Source organism: Thalassobacter sp. 16PALIMAR09 (assembly GCF_000765485.1).
Classification (GTDB): Bacteria; Pseudomonadota; Alphaproteobacteria; order Rhodobacterales; family Rhodobacteraceae; genus Thalassobacter; species Thalassobacter stenotrophicus.
The window spans coordinates 1-16,381 of the sequence record NZ_JHAK01000018.1; the positions used below are offsets into that span (position 1 = coordinate 1).

21 protein-coding genes are annotated in these 16,381 nt (G+C 61.3%); 2 read left to right on the forward strand and 19 right to left on the reverse strand.

From position 1 onward, the window contains the following. The coding region (locus PM04_RS16655; RefSeq protein WP_038008975.1) for an IS3 family transposase at nt 1–557 on the forward strand (557 nt) is incomplete at its 5' end. Nucleotides 558–845: 288 nt separating this feature from the next. Here PM04_RS16655 and PM04_RS16660 read toward each other — a convergent pair. From PM04_RS16660 to PM04_RS16735, 16 genes are all read right to left on the reverse strand, one after another. Continuing rightward, on the reverse strand, nt 846–2,081 hold the full coding sequence (locus tag PM04_RS16660) for a radical SAM protein (protein ID WP_052077332.1): 1,236 nt from the start codon (nt 2,079–2,081) through the stop codon (nt 846–848). Next, a complete protein-coding gene (locus PM04_RS16665; RefSeq protein ID WP_152600871.1) occupies nt 2,081–2,713 on the reverse strand; it encodes a hypothetical protein in 633 nt (210 codons plus the stop codon). Before PM04_RS16665 ends, PM04_RS16660 begins: the two co-directional genes overlap by 1 nt. A gap of 2 nt (nt 2,714–2,715) precedes the next feature. Next, nucleotides 2,716–3,006 (reverse strand): hypothetical protein, encoded by a 291-nt coding sequence (locus PM04_RS16670; RefSeq protein WP_038008978.1) that lies wholly within the window; start codon nt 3,004–3,006, stop codon nt 2,716–2,718. After that, nucleotides 2,996–3,736 carry a hypothetical protein gene (locus PM04_RS16675; protein WP_038008979.1) on the reverse strand — a complete coding sequence of 247 codons (741 nt, stop codon included), beginning with the start codon at nt 3,734–3,736 and terminating at the stop codon, nt 2,996–2,998. Before PM04_RS16675 ends, PM04_RS16670 begins: the two co-directional genes overlap by 11 nt. Continuing rightward, nucleotides 3,736–4,647: a hypothetical protein gene (locus tag PM04_RS16680; RefSeq protein ID WP_038008982.1), complete on the reverse strand. Its 912-nt coding sequence runs from the start codon at nt 4,645–4,647 to the stop codon at nt 3,736–3,738. Before PM04_RS16680 ends, PM04_RS16675 begins: the two co-directional genes overlap by 1 nt. Next, nucleotides 4,644–5,930 (reverse strand): tail fiber domain-containing protein, encoded by a 1,287-nt coding sequence (locus PM04_RS18365; protein WP_052077333.1) that lies wholly within the window; start codon nt 5,928–5,930, stop codon nt 4,644–4,646. Before PM04_RS18365 ends, PM04_RS16680 begins: the two co-directional genes overlap by 4 nt. Nucleotides 5,931–5,933: 3 nt before the next feature. Further along, a complete protein-coding gene (locus tag PM04_RS16690) occupies nt 5,934–6,917 on the reverse strand; it encodes a hypothetical protein (protein ID WP_038008983.1) in 984 nt (327 codons plus the stop codon). Further along, nucleotides 6,917–7,153 (reverse strand): hypothetical protein, encoded by a 237-nt coding sequence (locus tag PM04_RS16695; RefSeq protein ID WP_038008985.1) that lies wholly within the window; start codon nt 7,151–7,153, stop codon nt 6,917–6,919. Before PM04_RS16695 ends, PM04_RS16690 begins: the two co-directional genes overlap by 1 nt. Further along, nucleotides 7,150–7,497 carry a hypothetical protein gene (locus PM04_RS16700; RefSeq protein ID WP_038008987.1) on the reverse strand — a complete coding sequence of 116 codons (348 nt, stop codon included), beginning with the start codon at nt 7,495–7,497 and terminating at the stop codon, nt 7,150–7,152. Before PM04_RS16700 ends, PM04_RS16695 begins: the two co-directional genes overlap by 4 nt. 135 nt (nt 7,498–7,632) lie before the next feature. Beyond that, complete coding sequence (locus PM04_RS16705; RefSeq protein WP_038008989.1) at nt 7,633–7,890, reverse strand: hypothetical protein; 258 nt, start codon at nt 7,888–7,890, stop codon at nt 7,633–7,635. Beyond that, on the reverse strand, nt 7,887–8,819 hold the full coding sequence (locus PM04_RS16710) for a TIGR02594 family protein (protein WP_038008991.1): 933 nt from the start codon (nt 8,817–8,819) through the stop codon (nt 7,887–7,889). Before PM04_RS16710 ends, PM04_RS16705 begins: the two co-directional genes overlap by 4 nt. Before the next feature lie 95 nt (nt 8,820–8,914). Then, entirely contained in the window at nt 8,915–9,151 is a 237-nt protein-coding gene (locus PM04_RS16715) for a hypothetical protein (RefSeq protein WP_038008994.1), read from the reverse strand. Nucleotides 9,152–9,240: 89 nt separating this feature from the next. Beyond that, nucleotides 9,241–9,552, reverse strand: coding sequence for a phage holin family protein (locus PM04_RS16720; RefSeq protein ID WP_038008995.1), 312 nt, complete (start codon nt 9,550–9,552; stop codon nt 9,241–9,243). Further along, on the reverse strand, nt 9,549–10,205 hold the full coding sequence (locus tag PM04_RS17835) for a tail fiber domain-containing protein (protein WP_084212725.1): 657 nt from the start codon (nt 10,203–10,205) through the stop codon (nt 9,549–9,551). The genes PM04_RS16720 and PM04_RS17835 overlap by 4 nt, the downstream gene beginning before the upstream one ends. Continuing rightward, entirely contained in the window at nt 10,206–12,752 is a 2,547-nt protein-coding gene (locus tag PM04_RS16730) for a phage tail protein (RefSeq protein WP_038008997.1), read from the reverse strand. A 14-nt stretch (nt 12,753–12,766) separates the two neighbouring features. Beyond that, a complete protein-coding gene (locus tag PM04_RS16735) occupies nt 12,767–13,060 on the reverse strand; it encodes a hypothetical protein (RefSeq protein ID WP_235281483.1) in 294 nt (97 codons plus the stop codon). Nucleotides 13,061–13,215: 155 nt separating this feature from the next. On the opposite strand from PM04_RS16735, the gene PM04_RS16740 reads away from it, so the two are divergent. After that, nucleotides 13,216–13,860 carry a hypothetical protein gene (locus PM04_RS16740; RefSeq protein ID WP_038009001.1) on the forward strand — a complete coding sequence of 215 codons (645 nt, stop codon included), beginning with the start codon at nt 13,216–13,218 and terminating at the stop codon, nt 13,858–13,860. A 1-nt stretch (nt 13,861) separates the two neighbouring features. Here PM04_RS16740 and PM04_RS16745 read toward each other — a convergent pair whose 3' ends face one another. The 3 genes from PM04_RS16745 to PM04_RS16755 all read right to left on the reverse strand — a co-directional run. Next, entirely contained in the window at nt 13,862–14,422 is a 561-nt protein-coding gene (locus tag PM04_RS16745) for a hypothetical protein (protein WP_038009003.1), read from the reverse strand. A 1-nt stretch (nt 14,423) separates the two neighbouring features. Beyond that, nucleotides 14,424–15,011, reverse strand: a complete 588-nt coding sequence (locus PM04_RS16750; RefSeq protein WP_038009004.1) for a hypothetical protein — start codon at nt 15,009–15,011, stop codon at nt 14,424–14,426. Between the two features lies 1 nt (nt 15,012). After that, a partial coding sequence (locus PM04_RS16755) for a phage tail tape measure C-terminal domain-containing protein (RefSeq protein ID WP_038009011.1) occupies nt 15,013–16,381 on the reverse strand: 1,369 nt, incomplete at its 5' end.

Genomic DNA, 16,381 nt, shown 5'->3' on the forward strand with positions numbered 1-16,381 from the left:
CCGACTTCACCTACATCAAGGTCCTTGGTTGGGGTTGGTTCTATCTCAGCACGGTTCTCGACGACTACAGCCGCTACATCGTCTCTTGGAAGCTCTGCACAAATATGCGGGCTGAAGACGTGACCGACACGCTGGACCTCGCGTTGCAAGCATCCGGCTGCGATCAAGTTCATGTCGTTCACAAGCCTCGGCTGCTTAGCGACAACGGTTCAAGCTACGTCTCAGGCGACTTGGCTGAATGGTTGAAAGACAAAGGCATGAAGCACTCGCGCGGTGCGCCGTATCACCCTCAGACGCAGGGTAAGATCGAACGCTGGCATCAAACCTTGAAGAACCGCATCTTGCTGGAAAACTACTTCCTGCCCGGTGACCTCGAAGCCCAGATCGAAGCCTTCGTCGATCACTACAATCACCAGCGATATCACGAGAGTATTAACAACGTCACACCCGCTGACGTCTACTTCGGACGGGACAAAGCCATTCTAAAGCAACGGGAAAGGATCAAACGAAAGACACTCGAAACGCGACGCTTGCATCACCGACAGCACGCCGCATAATCAATCCAACAAGATGAGCCAAACGCTCTCTTAGGTTAGGCCGCTCTCGGTCCCAAAAACCCTGACGACGGACACTTGAACGAAATCATCCACAAGCGCCTACTTGGCCCCGCATAACCACGTAGTCACCCATCATCTCAACGATGGCAGATCCGTCCGGCAGCATCGCCAATTCTTCGGCCGCCTATGCTTGAAACTCCGTGCTGTATTCCACGACCGGCGGACATGCTGCCACGCCGTCACGAACAAAACCCGCTGTCGCGCAGCCCGTCAACCAGCTCGTCGCGATCACGAGGACGGCGATCGACTGACCTCCACCCCAACCACCCCCATCCCCGTCAAATGCCACACCGCCGCCATCATGATCCCCATATTGCATGCAAACTCGTTGGCGCAGCTCTGCTTGAAGAAGTCCCCCTCGAGGAACATGCAGGACCCTTTGCAGAGCTGAACGACGGGGCATGACATGCATTCCTCGCGGAAGGCAAAATGCGTCGCGGTGTCGAGCGCGATGGCGTCAAAGTCGGCTACATGACCGATCTTATGCGCCCCCTTAGCCCCAGTGTTCTGACAGGTCATGACGTTCCCGCGCAGATCGACCGCGATTGTGTCTTCGCGGTCCATGCCGCACTTCTGGCCGAGGGCCTCAATGGGGCGCTGGCGCTGGATCGAGGCGTAGAATTCATCGATCCGCTCCCCAAGCCCAAAGGCGTTCGGATCCTCGACCAGCGCCTCAAAGATTGACCGTGTGAGACTGTTTAACTCGGCTGGCGCAAACCGCCCGGTCCCGAGAGCGGTCGCCGCGTCATAGACATTCACCACGCCTTCGAGACCGACGTGGATATCCGGCCCGACTTTCCCTGCGAACCAGGCCTTGAGCTCCCCGAGCTCATGATGCTCGCGCGTGAGCACCGCGTTGAACCCGGTCTTGTCCGGGCGCTCTGCCAGCAAGGCCTCAATCCAAGCGCGCTTGTCGGGATCGTCTAGGGGGTCAGGCCCGCGCAAGTGCTGCCCCGGCCCATCGTGGCTGATCGTGATCGCGATGTCGTGCGCGGCAATGAAGTCCAGCTTTTCGCGATTGAGCAGCGATCCGTTGGTGATAATCGAGAAGCGCACAGCGGGAAAGCGCTCCTCCAGCGCCGGCACCAATCGCTTGATCTTGGCCCAGTACAGAAACGGCTCTCCGCCCCAGATCTCAATCCGCTCGGGCGCATCTGTGATCCATCCCTCCAATTGCGCCAAAAAATGATCCACATCCGCGAGTTTCGAGACCGTGGCATCCGCAATCTGGAAGGCCTGGCTGCAATAGCTGCAGGCGTAGTTGCACGACAGGCCAAGTTGGATCTTGAGCACGCGCGGTGCGCGGGATTTGCCCAAGGGTGCGTCCTTTGCCACCCGCGGCGCGGGCTCAAAGGGACGAGGCTCTACGGGCAGCGGCAGCCCCTCACACTCCGAGGTATGCGGGTTATAGCGCAGGGTGTGCCGGGCGCCGTCTCGCGCCTCGAGGGTCAGTTCAAACCACATCAGTCAAAGAGCCTTTCTTCCAGAGCGTCGGGCAGGGTGACGCGGAAGTTCGCGACCACCTGCACATGAGGGGTGCAGCCCTGATAGGGGTGCTGGTTGTGGGGAATATGGGAGGGGAAGATTACCGAGAGCCCGGGCCGCGGGTTGACGCTGTAGCCATGGCGGCCCTCATAAGGCAGGCGGCCCTCATCAAAATACCGCGAGGGATCCTCAATGACAAAGCGGGGAGTGCCGACAGAGTTCACTGGTTGACCTGCGCCGCCTCCGGTGAGGAAGTGTACGCAGGTCAGATCGCCCTCTCGACTGTCTTTGTGGGTCGAGATGAAGCCGCCAGGTGCAATAACCAAGGCGCGGTTCTCGCAATGGTCAGGGTCTAGGTAGGAAGACCAAGGTCCGAGCACCTCTCTGGCGCAGGCAAAGAGATGCGCCTTCAGGGCCTGACCGGCCTCGCTCCGCTCCAAGATCCCGCGCACCCGCCGCTTGGACGCGCTGAGTGCGTCTGTCGTCTCCACATCACCCACCGCCGCGATTGCCTCCTCCGCCAGCTGGTGGTTCACCGGCCAATCCACCGGCGTCTCAAAGAAGCTAACCCGGGTCGGCCAGAGCTCACAACTCGTGCTACGGACATCCATCCTCAGCACCGGCAGTTGCAGTTGCAATTGTAGAAGGCGCGATTGCCGGTGATGGTCACCGCGCCACTGGTGCCGCCGCCTGAGAGGCTGGTGACATAGCAATTGCCGGTGCAGGCGCAGTTCCCGCCACAATTGGTACCAAAAACACGGACGGGACCGGAGACAGGCGTCCCGTTCGTGACGGTCACAGACGTAATGTCGCCCGCACCAATGGCGGGCTTGTTGGCAATCCGCGACCAATCGACGGTGCCGCTGTCGCTGATCACGATGGTGGATCCGACCTTATAGGCCATGAGCATCTCCTTGTGCCTGATGGTCCAGAATGTCTGTGAGCCCGGCCTTGCAGTGAGAATTGGGAAGGGTGAGGGAACACAGGACCGGAATGCACATCCGTTCTTCTCCCTCAAAATATGTACTGTCATGGGGCACATGGCCCTCGAAGATCAGCATGGAGCCTGTGCGCGGCTCCACCGCATACCAGCCACCGACGTAAGCCTCCGGGTTGCGACAGGGCCAGAGCCGCTTGCCCACATTCGCGGGATCATAGAACCGCACCGCCCCGCGATGCAGCGAGGTTTCGGGGCAGGTGTCATCCAGCGTGACCCGCGGGTAGTAGGTACATACGATGTCGGTCTGGATATGGGTGTGGGTGTTGATGCCAACGTTTTCGCGCTGGTCGCGCCGCTGCCAGAAGGTGTCTGACATCATGGCGATCTCGCCTTGGTGATCATAGCCATAAGCCAGCTGCAAGTATTCCCGCACGCCCGCTGCCACCATCTGGGCCAGGGCAGCAATCGCCGGGTCTTGCCGGTCCATCAGGAAGTTGTGGCGCAGATGGCCGAGGTGGTTGGTCTGATCGCCGACGTTGCGCCCGTCACCGGCGTCTTGAATGCGATTGGCCACGGCATCCTCGGCCGCCAACGCGTAAAGCCGGTCGTTGAAGCCCTCGGGCATCTCCCAATGCTTGTGCATCACGAAGGCCGGATAGATCATCTGCAGTTCAGTGGTGGTCGCGATCTCCATTACACGACCTCCAGGAGGATCTTGCCGATGGCGGTGTAATGTTCGGTGTTCACCTTGACCGCGATCCGGTCGCCGGGGCGGAGGCCCAGAGCCTCAATAGCAAAGCTGCCGAGACCATTTTCATCCGTGTTCAACCGACGTTTCGCCAAATAGCCCGCGTCAGAATCGAGCTTTAGGGTCAGGGCATGAGCGCAAGGTGCTCCGTCTCCGTTCCAGCGCAAGGCAATGGGCACCTCAGTCCGGCCACCGGCCGGCACTGTAAGAGCCGCCCCACCTAATGCACCTGCGTGGAAGTAGAACTGCTTAAACCAGACCCCATCGTTGGGGATTGTCGCGTCATCGATGCGGCCAGCGACCGAGGTCCCGTTGAGCAAGATCGGGTCTTGGTCGCAGAGCAACTCAACGCGCGCACCAGACAAAGGCCCGGCGATGGGCATGAAGATTACTAGGGCGTTTGAAGCCTGTGTCCGTGCGCGGTGCCGGAAGGAATAGTCCACCTTCTCGCGCGCCGACTGGGCAAAGCGGTTGCGCCACGGCAAAGGGAAGCCCGCATTGTCGGTCATAATGTCGATGAGAGCGTAGTCGGTCAGCTCATCGTGCCCGACCATCCCGTCGAGAAAGATGTAGGAGCGGCCCTTGTAGACCGCGCCATGGGGGCAGCCCGGCAGGTCGGGTACAAAAGTGCCGTTGCCCGCGAGATCCACAAAGCCTGCTTTGTTTGCGGCACTCTCTGGAACCTCCAGCACTGCCTTGAGGTCTGCCCAAGGAAGAATGCCCATGGCGTCCCGCCCGCCTTGGCCTGGTTCGCAGGGCTCAAAGACGGCAAGCCCCGCGTAGGTCTCTTGGACGTCCACGGCATAATGCAGACGCGCGGTGGTGTTGTAGATGACGTGCAAGCCGGTTTCGATCATGGGGTGGTCCTTTTGAGCTGCTCGACCTCGGTCGCGAGATCCTTGATGGCCTCGACGAGGAGGCCCACGAGATTGCCGTAAGCCAGACGCAGAACGCCGTCGGTCTCGACCACGGCTTCTGGCGCGACAGCTTGGACGTCTTGCGCAATCAGACCCATCTGCCGTGTGTCACTGCCTGTCATGGCGAAGGTCACACCGGTCAGCGCTTGGAGTTTGGCCAGCGCCTCCCCGATTGGCACCACGTCCGACTTGAGCCGAGCGTCGGAAGACGAGACGAAGTTTGGGGCTGTGACTGTGCCGCTGAACGTGGCGCCAGACAGCCGGGCAAAGGCGCTGGCGTGGCTGCCATCCAACAGGTCGGCATCGATCCCGGAACCAGAGCCATCCACCGTGACCAGCTTTGCGCGCACTTGTGCGGCAGTATCAGGCGCGCCATTGGCACCCGCGGGACCTTGGGGGCCTGTCGCACCGGTTGCTCCCGTTAGACCCTGCGGGCCGGTTGGTCCTGCGGGACCAATGGCGCCTTGAGGACCCGCAGGACCGGTATTGCCGGTGTTGCCCTTGGGACCGGTGGCACCTGATGCACCGGTCGCCCCCTTCAGGTTCACATACCCACCCCAGGTTGACCCGGTGTAAAAGCGCAGACTGGTCCCGGACCATTGATGCGCGGGTGTTGGGCCAGTTGCGCCTGTTGGACCCTGAGAGCCGGTGGCACCCGTGTCACCTTTCGATCCAGTGGGTCCTGTTGGACCGGCAGGGCCTTGTGGTCCTGTGGGGCCCGTCGCGCCAGTGTTGCCGGCGGATCCTTGCGGTCCGGTAGCTCCTGTGTTGCCCGTTGCCCCTTTGAGGTTTACATACCCACCCCAGGTTGATCCGGTGTAGAACCGCAGACTGGTGCCAGACCACTGATGCGCAGGCGTTGGGCCAGTTGCGCCTGTCGGACCCTGAGAGCCGGTGGCACCAGTGTTTCCTTTGGGTCCAGTGAGTCCTGTTGGCCCGGTGGGACCTTGCGGTCCGGTAGCCCCAATGTCGCCCTGCGGCCCAGTTGGACCCGCAGCCCCTGTATTTCCTTTGGGACCTGTCGGCCCGCGCGCCCCCGTCGGCCCCACTGGCCCCTGCGGCCCGGTCTGCCCCAGCTCCACAACGGTTTCTGAGCCAGATATGCGTTTCAGGAACAGCTTGCCGTCGGCGATGTTCATCGCCAGCTCACCAGGGGCCAGCTGCGCCGTATTCGGCACCCGGCCCGCCACCGTCGTGCGTTTCACAAGGAGGGTGTTTGTCATGGCCTAGAACGTGCCCCCGTCAAGCGCGATCCCTGTGATCGATCCGCCAGTGATTGCGACAGACCCAGAGCTTTGAACGGCCATAGACCCCAACCCGAGGTTCGACCTTGAGCTTGATTTGTTCGGCAGGTCTGACAAGTTCGACGTCGCCGCCAGTTTGCCCGCCAGAGCATTGGTCACAGTCGTGGCAAAACTTGGATCATCCCCTAGGGCTGCGGCCAATTCATTGAGCGTATTCATGGCTCCGGGCGCCGCATCAATGAGCGCACCGATTGCGGCTGCAACAAACCCTGTTGTTGCGATCTGCGTCGTGTTGGAGCCAGTCGTTGCCGTGGGAGCGGTGGGCGATCCTGTCAGCGCAGGCGATAGAAGAGGCGCCTTTGCGTTCAGTGCGCTCTGAAGTCCCGTAACCTGTCCGATTGAATGACTATGACTGGAGGGCGCAAAGCTCGTCGGTTTACCAGTGATCCCGGACCAGGGCGCCGCATCGGCCACCTCCGCCGCATCCACCTTGCCATCATTGTCCGTGTCATATGTGGCAGCCGCCATGTCGCCGGCCCCGAAGCCTGCAATGGCGGCGTTTACGAAGGCGGTGGTCGCGATCTGCGTGGAGTTTGTCCCGGCCACTGGGGAGGGGGCTGTGGGAGAGCCGCTAAACTCGGGCGAAGCCAAAGGCGCTTTGCCTGCCAGTAACGCATCCACCTGGGACTTGCGCACCAGATCCATCCCGCCGCTCGCGTCCTGCCCAGACTTTGGCACAAGGGAGAAGGTCTTGGCCCCAGCGATGGTCTGGCTGCCCACGCGGGCAACAAACCCACCAGAGCCAGCCATAGGCACAATCGCCGTCGCATTGCCCGCGCCATCGTCGCCTTTTCCGACATAAAGCGTGTCATCGACCTCGTTGTGTGCCAGCTCGCCGGATTTCAGGGCGGCTGGCGCGCCTGCGATCCCTGAGATGCGGCGCTTGAGTTGAATGGTATTGGCCATCAGAAAAAGCCTCCATTGATAGGTGTGTCTGTGGGCAGGATGGTGATGCCGGGATCCCCCTGATCGCCCTTGTCGCCTTTAAGACCCTGCTTGCCGTCGGGGCCCGGCATGCCCAATAGCCGGATCCGGGTTGCCGCGGTGGCAATGCGGATTTTAATCGGAGCGGCGCCAGAGACCGCACCGGGGGCTGGGCCGGGAAACGGCGGGCGCGCACCAGTCGTGGCAGACGCACTCATAGCAGGCCTCGGGTCACGGGCAGCATCACGGGGATCTCCAATAAAAAGCCAAGGGGCAGGGCGGGACTGGCATCGATGCGGGCCATGTCCAGCACCACGGACCCCGGTTCAAAGCGGCTCGTGTCATGGGCTGGGATGGTTAGAGACAGCAGGCAATCACTTTGCCGCATCAGCGTGCCATCCTGTGTCCTTAAAGTCGCCAGCACGTCTGGGGCGGAAGGTTTCAATCGAACTTGGGCGACAAGCTCAGCCGCCTGTGGAAACAGCGGGGCCTCGGTTTCCAGGTCCAGCCGGTAGGCATAGCCAATGAGAATGGCGGGGCCTTCAACGATGGCCACACTCATGGGACCCACCCGCAGAGTTCTGCGCCCAATTCATTGTGGGCCAGGATTTGGGCCAGCGTCCGATCCGTCAGCACATCCTGGTGCGAGGGGCGAATGGGTTCTGCCCAATCGCAGTCTTGGCGCAAACCCGGCGGCTCAATCGCGCATCCAGCGCTCAGCCCGGCGCTTAAGATCAGCATGATCAGTACTCTGAACCTCATGGCGGATCTCCTTTGATGTTTGCAGGGCCCGAATGCGGGCATCAGCGCGGCGGATGGCGAGGTCGGCTTCAGCGGCGCGCCGCCCTTGGCGGAAGGCGATCCAGAGAGCGGCAAAGAGGGCAAAGACAATGGCGCCGTAAAAGGCAGCCCGACGGCCAAGGCCTGCCAGCAGTGTGGTGACGATACGGATCATAGCGTTTTGCCCGAGCGGTAATCTTCGATGCGGGCGGCTCGCGATCGCAGGGCGTAGTGGATGATCGCAAGAAAGACGGCGGCGCTGATCCACGGCAGAGCGATGGTGAGCCAGGCCTCAAGCCCGAACAAGGAGAATGCACGCGCAGCCATGTCTCGCGCTTGCTCCGCCTCAACCAACGCCGGTGCGATCTGCGAACCGATGGACCCGGCGGCACCCAAAGCACCAAGCCCGATCTGAGCATTGGCCGCCGTGACGATCCGGCTTTCAGCAGGCGCCCCAGATGCCCGCTCGGGGGCAACTTTGCGCGGAGAGGCTTGCGCGAAGGCCTCCACCAAAGCGGTATCAATCACCGGCAGAAGTGGCAAATACTGGTCATCGCGGAACGCCAAAATCGCGCCGCGCGTGCGCGGGCCGATGATCCCGTCAATGGAGCCAACCTCGTGATAGCCGAGAGCTTTCAACCGCCGCTGAACAGCCTCCACTGACAGAGTTACGTCCGGCGCAATATGGCCCGCTCTTCGGACCCCCAGCAGCTTTGAGACCGGATAGCGTTTGATGTTCACCGCATCAGATTGATTGCCGCCCAGACCCCAGACCCAGGCCCCCTCAATCCGATCGATGAAGAAGACATGGCCCTGCCAGCTTGAGCGGCCCCGCGGGATGATCCCGATGTCGCCAGGCTGCGCATCTGCGATCTCCACCGGGACACCCCAGTCGAGATAAGACCTCGCAGTGAGCTGACGGGTTGAGCGAATGCCGGCTTTCTCCAAGCAATGACCCACAAAAGCCGCGCACCAGGCCACGGTATCGTGCTCGACCCAGTCGTGACCGACCGAGGCGTACATCTCCATGATGACGGGATTGTTCTCGGGACCCGGGCCTTCAGGTGTGCCGATATAGCTGCGTGCGATGTCGAACGGTGTCATGATCTGTTCCCATGCAAATGCAAACAGCCGCCCCGAGGGGACGGCTGCGGTTTGAAGGTTAAAAAAAGGGGGGCCTTGAGTGGCCCCATGAGCGCTTAACGCGCCGCGGCGTCCTCAAAGACAGCGTCTTTGGCCTGCATTAGCCAGTCGTCGACGGCGGCGGCAACGGAAGGGCCGATGCCCGCCAGCCCCATAAGTTGGATTTCAAAAAGGCCGGTGGCGTTTTCGGGATCACACCAATCCCCGCCATGCGCGAGGACCAACCTGCGCACAGTTGCGAGGGGATCTGTTGATTGCTCGATCTGTGCCAAAACCGCTGCGATCTCATTCATAGTCTGATCCTCCCTTGGTCGTGTCTTGTGGGTGCAATTGGCCATTAGAGGCGGCCACTTCAAGTGGGCGTCATGATTGATCTGTGGTGTTATTTCTTACGACACAGCCAGGCGGCCAGCAGCGCCTCCGCCCCGCGGGGACCCAGATAGGCGAGGGTTGCCACAAAGCCGGTCGACACCGGCTGCGACAGGCCAATGTAGCGCGCGGCGGCCTCGCCAATCAGCGCCATGCCAACGGCGACGGGAATTTCCCACAATAGTTCCTTGCCGAAGAAACGGCGATTGCCGAGCTTCACCTCGCCTGAATGATACATCAGACGCCCCGTAAAAGCGCCGATCAGCGTCGTTACCGCGCCACCAAACATAGCGTTTATGGTGTCAATAAATCCGCTCTCGCTCATAGGCGCGCCTCCTCTAATTCCGCCACACGAGCGGTCAATTCTTTGACGGCCTCAATCAGCAGACCCGTGAGATTGCCGTAAGCAACGGAGAGCTGGCCACTTTGCGCATCCGCGTGGACCACTTCGGGAAGGATCGCCTCGACCTCCTGCGCGATCACGCCGATCTGGCGACTGCCATCCATGGTGAAGCGCACGCCGCGTAAGGCGCAGACCAGTGCCAGCGCATCCGCGATGGTTGCGACATCCGACTTCAATCGCGCGTCAGACGAGGAGACGAAGTTCGGCGCCGTCACCACCCCGGTGAACATCGCCCCTGACAGCGCCGCTTTCGCTGCGATCGCCACATCGTAATCCGCCGCTGATTTGGTCGCCATGGTTCCAAGCCCGAGGTTTGTGCGGGCCACGGCCGTGTTCGCGAGCCCTGCCAAATTGCCCGTCGCATCTAAGAGCGCATCCCAGGCGGTGTTGGTGGCGTTACGACGACGCAGAACCGGTGGCGAGGCCGAGGTATCGACCCAGAGCATACCCGCCGTGGTCGCTGTTGGCGCCGATGCTCCGGCACTGGTCGATTGCAGGGCGGCGATCACCTCATTGATCCGCCCCCGCACCGCGGCGCCCGCGTCGTTCGCGATCGTAAAGCTAGATGTCTGCACTTAGGCCACCTCATCGGCGTAAAGCCGCAATTGGCTGACGATCGGCGTATAGGACGCGTCCTTCGTCGTCAGATGCGCCCGCGCTTCCACCGCGCGGGCTTCGATTTCATGGTTATCGAGCCGGCCCCATGGACCCCAATTGGGCGTTCCGGCCGGATCGTCATCGGTCTCGCGGATCTCGAAGATCACGTCGATTTCGGCTCCAGCTGATCCGTCAAAATCGGCCCATGTGTCCATCAAGGCCGTCTTCGCGTCGATCCGGTCGTTGAGCGCCAGCGCCGCAACACCGATTTCCGAGCGCAGGCGCACGCGTTTCACCGCCCCAAGGTCGAGCCCGGCCGTAAAGGTGTATTGGCCCTCCATCGCTGCCACTTGCGTGACGCTATTAATGGTTTCTGTGGCGAGCGTCAGGTTAGAACCCTTCACCTGCAGGCCGGTTTTTGCCCCAACAAAGCTGGGATCGGCTTGCAGGAAGTCTAAGGTCGAGAAGGCAAGCACTTGTGCACCTTTGGTCGTGACGCGGGTCTCAAGCCCGGCGCGACCGCCACTATCTTCAGCGCGCACCAGATAGGTGCCAGGTTTGAGCGGCACGACGGCAATCGCCTCGCCCCCCGAGACCCGGTCCATCGAATAGCTGTCGGCCCAGGTCGCGGTGGCTTCTTTTGAGTGCCGGATGACGATATTGCCACCGACCCGCACATCGGGATCCACCGAGCGGGTCCATTTGAGGATCGCCAGCCCACCCGCCGTTTGCAGCGTCACGTGTTTGAGCGGCGCGGGAGGCGCGGTGAGGCCGAGGATTTCGACCGCTGTCTCCTGCCAAGGCGAGGAAACGCCCAGAACCGAGATCGCTTTGACGCGGAAAGCCCAGTCTCCTGGGGCAATGTCTCGGATTTCGAGCGCGGTGCCATCGGTGCGTCCATAGTCTATCCACTCGGCCGCGCCCGCTAGTTTCCCCTGCAGCTGATATGCAGATACAAACCCAGACGGTGCAGCTTCCCAGCTGATCTTCGCGAGCACCTTCAGCCCGCCACCATTGCGGGTGACATAAAGGTCCTCAGTGACCTGCGGCGCGCCTGGCGCCGGGATATCGTAAGCGTTGGGCAGCGCTGTCCTCGGGGCGGCGGCGTAGATCTGCTCTTCCGAGGCCGACCAGTCGTAGACCAAGGGCGAGATTTCGCGGAGCACGAGCTCTGGCAAGAGGAGTGCGCCATCGCCGGAGGCGGTCAGATCAAGGCTCACCCCGTGCACCTCGAAGGGTTTGGCTGCAAAGCCCCAGCGCGCATAGGAGAGGGTCACCACATCGCCTACGGTGGCCGCCCAAGCCGACAGCTTTCCTGACAGCCGCACCGTAATCTGCCGACGCGCGCGTTCAAGCTCGATCTTCGCAAGTCGCTGCGCCATGGCCGCCGAGATCGTGAAGGGTAGGGAGATATCGCGCCATTTTCGCTCGCCGCCATCCTCAGCAAGATAGACATCCGAGGCATAGGCCGGGAAGTCATCCGGCTGCCAATCGTTCTCGGGGCTGACGAACTGGCCGCGCACGCCGTTGAAGTTTGACGACATCGTCACACGCGTGGCGAGTGTCAGCCCGCCCTCGCGGACATGGTCTGAAGTCAGCGCCACATCTGGTGCACGCCACGCACCTGCATGGATGCGCCAGGACCCGCCCGAGAAGGCGCAGCGGCCGGCAAAGCTTGAAAGCATCCCCTCGATAATGGTTTTCGGGACCTCGGAGAGAGTGATCACGCCGTTGCAGGCGTAACGCGGCTCGGAGCCGCCACCGGCCAGCGGGACACTCTCGTCACAGATGTTGGCGGCCTCGACGAGGGACATCTCGTCGATCCCGTCGGGCTCGCCAATCTGGGCACCGATGCCCCAGGTCGGATTACCCATATAGTCCGCAAGGCACAGGGCGGGGTTGTCCGAATAGCCGGCGGTTTGGGTCCGTGGGTCCCAGATGTCATCCTTACCCTCAATATCAACCGTGATGTTCGGGATCCCACCCGGGAAAGCATCCTGGTCATAGGTCAGCCGCAGCCGAATGGCCGCACAGCCCCGCAGCCGATGGTTCTCGGTCCATTTGTCCGGCAGTGCTGCCTGCAATCCTGCAAACGCTGTCTGGTCGGCAGCCCCCAGTGTCTTTTCAATGAGGACCTTATCTGCCCATCGGCTTTGGGCGGTCCCCGCGGCATTCACAGCCACTTCACCCTCAAAATAGATGGCCCCGATCGATTTGACGCGGTGCGTGGCCAGCACGATCACCAGATCGAGGAATGTGTTGTCCGATCCCGAGGAGTGCAGGAAGACAATGACCCCGCCCTTACGGGTGCGGCCATAGACAAGATCGCGGGGCACCACCGGCTCGCGGATCGTCACCGTCCGCGGCCGCATCGTGGTCTGGGGTTTTGGCATCAAGGCCCGTGCGGCGTTGGACAACAAAAGCGTGCCGCCAATCCGCAAAAGCGCGGCCCCAATTCCTCCAGCCGCCAAGGTCGCACTGACCCAACCCGCCGCAGCGGTCACAGCGGTCACAATGAAGGGCATGGTCTAAAATCCGGTTAAACTGGCCAGGCGAGCCGGCAGGAGGTGAGGGGGACTTTCACAAGACCTTCCGGCGCCATCCCGACGGCGCTGGCGCCCGTGCAAATGCCAAATCCAAGACCGGTATCGGCCAGAACAAGATCGCCGCGCTGCGCAAGCAAGACAGCCGGGCGTGGTTCGCCGAGCAAAGATCTCCCCATCTCTTCGAGAGAAGCCCAGCCCAGACGGCGCATCACACGCGCGCCACCGAGCGCCGTGGTATAGCGCCCGCGCCAGAGGGCCGCGATATCTTCGCCGCTGGTCAGTATCATGCGCGTCTCGAAGGCAAAGGTTGGACAGTCATGAACGCCCCAGACGAAGGGCTTTGCTCGGGCGGTATCAGTTGCTGCCGCAAGGAGGTGTTCCCAACCATAAACTTTCAAAGCATAGTCCTTTCAAGTACGTGATTTTTTGCGGGGATTTTTGAATGCTTAGAATACTGGGCAGCTTTTGGTTTACTCTGATGGCACTCCTGACCGTTGCATCCCTGTCGTTGAATATTGGGATCCTTGCCGTCGGCACGGTTGCAGCTAAAGCAAGTGTGGTCTTTGAGGCTTTGACCGGAACCACCTCAATGGTCACTGACTTACGTAACCAGCTCAAAGCCAAAGAGATGCGGATTTCGTCCCTATCGGATGAAGTGGCATCATTAAGGCAGCCCAAGGTAACGTATCGTGGAAAGCCACATCTTATCAAAGACGCAGTGTCTGACACTGCGGATCGAGTTTCAAAAAGAACGGCTATTGCTGCTTCACGCAGTGCCTCGTCTGTTGTTGCAGAATCGATACCCTATTTAGGTATTGCAGCGATTATAGGAGGCGCAGCTTGGGACATAAAAGACAGCTGTCAGACATTAAAAGATCTTTCTGAACTAGACTTAGCCTTCAACCCAGACAAAGAAATAAACGCTCAAGCAGCCGAAGTCTGCGGTATGGAATTGCCTAAACGCGAAGATATCTGGGCATCGGTTAAAGCAAACGCAGCTGAGAGTTGGCATCAAGCTGGAACCTATGTTCCAGACTTGCCGGACTTTGAATGGCCATCGCTTTCAACGCTCGCCTTCTGGCAGTAGCTTACCCACGTCCCCAAGTGATCTCACGATCTTGGATCGCAGTCACATATTCAAAGCCCAGATCGCCCGGGAACAGCACCTGCTGGCTTTCATGGGTGTAGCGCCAGGTCCGCGCTACGGTCAGGTCGATTAGACGGCTCTCATAGCTGATGGTGATCGTGCAGGTGTCGGCGTCATCCTTGATTTCGGGAACATCAAGCCGGCCCGAGAAGGCCTGAACGGGACTGGCGATAATGCTGCCATCTTCACTGAGCAACCCGAGCCAGATCCTGCCTGGCAGGCCTTGGCGCGCTTCCTCGATCGCCATTTGCACGAGATCCAGCGGCACGCCAGAAAGCGACACCGCCGTGCCGCCGGCAACAACCTCACCGGTCTCATCAAGCGCGCCAAGACCCAAGAGTGACCCAGCTCCTGCCCAGCTCTCGCCGTTCCAACTAACCTCTCCCAGCCCCGACCAGATCCGCACCCAGCCCGTGGCGAACTGACCTTCGAAGAAGATGACCGGTCTGAGGCTTTGATCAGCCAGCGCAGTGGAGAAGGCAGTGGTAATATCGCGGCTCATTTCACAAAGCCTCTCTGGCCGAGATCGTGAAGCGGTACTGATCCGCCCGACCGATGACCGAGGGGACCGGGGCTGTCAGTCGTAACAGAACCGAGGGGGCATTGAGACCGAGCAGCGTGCCGACCGGCACGGAAGCCCGAAGCTGCGGTATAAATTCCAATGTGGCCTCACTGCCCAAAGGCGTCACATCCTCGGTCAGCTGATAAAGCCGTGTGGTCGCATCCGAACCCAGCTGGAAGAAATCCCCCGCGCGAAGCCCAAGACCCCAACCTGCCGTGCGCAGGTTAGAGGCACCGGACACCTGCGCCTCGGTGACGTATGGATTACCCAGCCCTACCGGCACCTCAATCGAAGGATCGGGGAAGAGAAACCGGCCCCGCAATCCACCAAGGGCCGTGAAGAAGGCCGAGAGCCGCCGGGCCTTAGCCCCTTGGGTCACGGCCATCTCGAACTGATATTCCCACCACGACGCGCCCCAGTCCTGGATTTGCGAGGTTCCCGTAAAAGGTGAACGCGCCTCGGCGATGGACGTAACGAGCCGCCGCTCTAGGAAAGACACGAGCGTCAGCGGCAGGACAGGAATGGCCATCTCAGATCACCTGACCGCGGCGCCGCCCATCGGCTACGCTTTCTTTAGCGATCCGGGCGAGTTCCGGCATAGCTGCTCGCAATCTTGCGTCGATCTGCTCGGCCACGCCCATCTGCGCCCCGCGCGCATCGATATTCACGGTCACACCTGAACCTGGGCTGCTGCCCCCGCCATAACCGGCAGCTTCACGACTGTTTAACACCCGCTCTCCCCGCTGCAGGATCGTTGGGACCTCGTCAGGGCGGAGACCCGCCCAACCGCCGGAGTGCATCCTAGGTGCAGCGGCAAAGGCCATGGCTGGCACCTGCCGGGAATGCCCAGAGATCCCGACGATGCCACCCGCATGCGAGACAGCCGCCGCGACGGACCCGCCTCCAAAGATGCCAGAGAGCGCCGAGGCGATAGGCCCCAGCACTGCACGCTTGAACGACAGGACAGCCAAGTCCGCCAGGATCGAGCGCACGAGGCTCTTGAAGTCGAATTTTCCCGTTTCAACAAAGCTGCGGAACGCGCTTTCTGCGCCACTGAAAGCGCCGGTCAGGGTTTCGCCGAGGCCTTTGCCCCAGTTCAAAGCCTCTGTGGCATAGGCTTGAAGGGACTCCGAGACCGCACGCCACCCAGTGGCGATCCGATCCCCAGCGCTGCCCGCAGCCCCTCCCGCGCGCCCCATGGCATCCGACAACCGATCTGCTGAGACAGTCGCCTCATCCAGCGCCGCTGCGCCCTCTTCGCCTGTGCCCGCAACTGTGTCACGGAGCGCGCCCCAGGAGGTGAGCGGCGCCGTCGCGCCATTGGCGAGATCGGTTGCAGCCTGACGGTAGGTGTTTGCGGTGACCAGTGCCTCGGCAGCAATCCCATCAAGGCCAAGGTCAGGGGCCGAGAGCGGATTGTCCTCGAAGGCTCGGCGGAACGCCTCTGCCGCAGCTGTTCCCGCATCAGCGGAGGCGCCTGCAAAGGGGTTTTCAATGTCGCCGAGACTGATCTCGCCAATCTCGCCGAAGGTGGTCTCGATGCCGATAGCCGCCAGTGCATCGCGGATGTTCCCTGTGAAGGCATCGATCCTGCGGATCGCGCCGTTCAGCATGGCCTCGATCCCGTCGAGCATGCGGTTGGCCGCCGAGAAGACCAGATCCCCAATCACATCCGGCAGGCGCGACCAGATTGCGCGTACCGCGAGTAGCGCGCCCTCGAAGGTATTCGCGGTCGTATTGCCAAAAGCGACCACGCTTTCAATCGCTCCAGCCATTCCAGAAGCGGCATCGGCCTTAAGATCGTAAAACATCGCCGTGGCTGCAGCGCCAGCGGCCCCAGCACCCATCTTGATCCGGTCCCACACTTCGACCGCGACGTCCTTAAGAAGACCCATGGCC

What these genes read in the sequence shown, in the direction of transcription:
- PM04_RS16705 (WP_038008989.1), bottom strand. Translation starts at nt 7,890, where the DNA reads ATGATCCGTATCGTCACCACACTGCTGGCAGGCCTTGGCCGTCGGGCT.
- PM04_RS16695 (WP_038008985.1), bottom strand. Translation starts at nt 7,153, where the DNA reads ATGAGTGCGTCTGCCACGACTGGTGCGCGCCCGCCGTTTCCCGGCCCA.
- PM04_RS16740 (WP_038009001.1), top strand. Translation starts at nt 13,216, where the DNA reads ATGCTTAGAATACTGGGCAGCTTTTGGTTTACTCTGATGGCACTCCTG.
- PM04_RS16745 (WP_038009003.1), bottom strand. Translation starts at nt 14,422, where the DNA reads ATGAGCCGCGATATTACCACTGCCTTCTCCACTGCGCTGGCTGATCAA.
- PM04_RS16710 (WP_038008991.1), bottom strand. Translation starts at nt 8,819, where the DNA reads ATGACACCGTTCGACATCGCACGCAGCTATATCGGCACACCTGAAGGC.
- PM04_RS16720 (WP_038008995.1), bottom strand. Translation starts at nt 9,552, where the DNA reads ATGAGCGAGAGCGGATTTATTGACACCATAAACGCTATGTTTGGTGGC.
- PM04_RS16675 (WP_038008979.1), bottom strand. Translation starts at nt 3,736, where the DNA reads ATGGAGATCGCGACCACCACTGAACTGCAGATGATCTATCCGGCCTTC.
- PM04_RS16690 (WP_038008983.1), bottom strand. Translation starts at nt 6,917, where the DNA reads ATGGCCAATACCATTCAACTCAAGCGCCGCATCTCAGGGATCGCAGGC.
- PM04_RS16750 (WP_038009004.1), bottom strand. Translation starts at nt 15,011, where the DNA reads ATGGCCATTCCTGTCCTGCCGCTGACGCTCGTGTCTTTCCTAGAGCGG.
- PM04_RS16660 (WP_052077332.1), bottom strand. Translation starts at nt 2,081, where the DNA reads ATGTGGTTTGAACTGACCCTCGAGGCGCGAGACGGCGCCCGGCACACC.
- PM04_RS16730 (WP_038008997.1), bottom strand. Translation starts at nt 12,752, where the DNA reads ATGCCCTTCATTGTGACCGCTGTGACCGCTGCGGCGGGTTGGGTCAGT.
- PM04_RS16715 (WP_038008994.1), bottom strand. Translation starts at nt 9,151, where the DNA reads ATGAATGAGATCGCAGCGGTTTTGGCACAGATCGAGCAATCAACAGAT.
- PM04_RS16665 (WP_152600871.1), bottom strand. Translation starts at nt 2,713, where the DNA reads ATGGATGTCCGTAGCACGAGTTGTGAGCTCTGGCCGACCCGGGTTAGC.
- PM04_RS16700 (WP_038008987.1), bottom strand. Translation starts at nt 7,497, where the DNA reads ATGAGTGTGGCCATCGTTGAAGGCCCCGCCATTCTCATTGGCTATGCC.
- PM04_RS16680 (WP_038008982.1), bottom strand. Translation starts at nt 4,647, where the DNA reads ATGATCGAAACCGGCTTGCACGTCATCTACAACACCACCGCGCGTCTG.
- PM04_RS16670 (WP_038008978.1), bottom strand. Translation starts at nt 3,006, where the DNA reads ATGGCCTATAAGGTCGGATCCACCATCGTGATCAGCGACAGCGGCACC.
- PM04_RS16735 (WP_235281483.1), bottom strand. Translation starts at nt 13,060, where the DNA reads ATGATACTGACCAGCGGCGAAGATATCGCGGCCCTCTGGCGCGGGCGC.
- PM04_RS18365 (WP_052077333.1), bottom strand. Translation starts at nt 5,930, where the DNA reads ATGACAAACACCCTCCTTGTGAAACGCACGACGGTGGCGGGCCGGGTG.